At 77.6% G+C, this 682-nt stretch carries 1 pseudogene; it reads right to left on the minus strand.

Annotated elements, in window-relative coordinates:
* Positions 1–682, minus strand: a pseudogene (locus tag JFN87_RS33305) (thiol reductant ABC exporter subunit CydD); the annotation flags it as partial.

Consider the following 682-nt stretch of genomic DNA (forward strand, 5'->3'; position numbering starts at 1 on the left):
GGGGTGCGTCGGCGTCTGAGCTTCGGCCGTGCGCCCACCCGACCCCGAGCCGCGCTTCGGCGTGGCGGGCGAGGGCGCCACTGAGCGCAGGGACCCCGGCGCCCGCGACGAGCAGGCCGCAGGCGAGCACGGCGCCGGCCGCGGGCAGCAGCCACGCGGTGAACGCGACGGTCGCGGCCGACACCAGCACCGCGGTGGACGCGGGCAGCAGCCAGCGCAGCCAGTAGTCCTGGAGCTGGTCGACATCGGCGACGAGCCGGCTCAGCAGGTCGCCCCGCCGGGTCGCGCGCAGCCCGGCGGGCGCGACGCGTTCGAGCCGCCGGTACACGCCGACGCGGACGCCCGCGAGCAGCCGCAGCACGGCGTCGTGCGACACAAGACGCTCGGCGTAGCGGAAGACGGAGCGGCCGATGCCGAAAGTGCGCGTCGCGGTGATCGCGACCATCAGGTAGAGGACGGGCGGGTGTTGCGAGGCACGCGAGATGAGCCAGCCGGACACCGCCATGAGACCGATCGCGGAGCCCACGGCGAGGCTGCCGAGCACCAGCGCGAGCAGCAGCCTGCCGCGCAGCGGCCCGGCGGCGGCGCGCACCCGGGCGAGTGGGTGCCTGCCCGCGCCTTCGGCGGGGGCGGCCTCTCGCGCGGCGGGCGTGGGATCGCCGGTGCCGGCGGCTTCGGGGCG

This window comes from Streptomyces montanisoli (assembly GCF_017813245.1).
GTDB lineage: Bacteria > Actinomycetota > Actinomycetes > Streptomycetales > Streptomycetaceae > Streptomyces > Streptomyces montanisoli.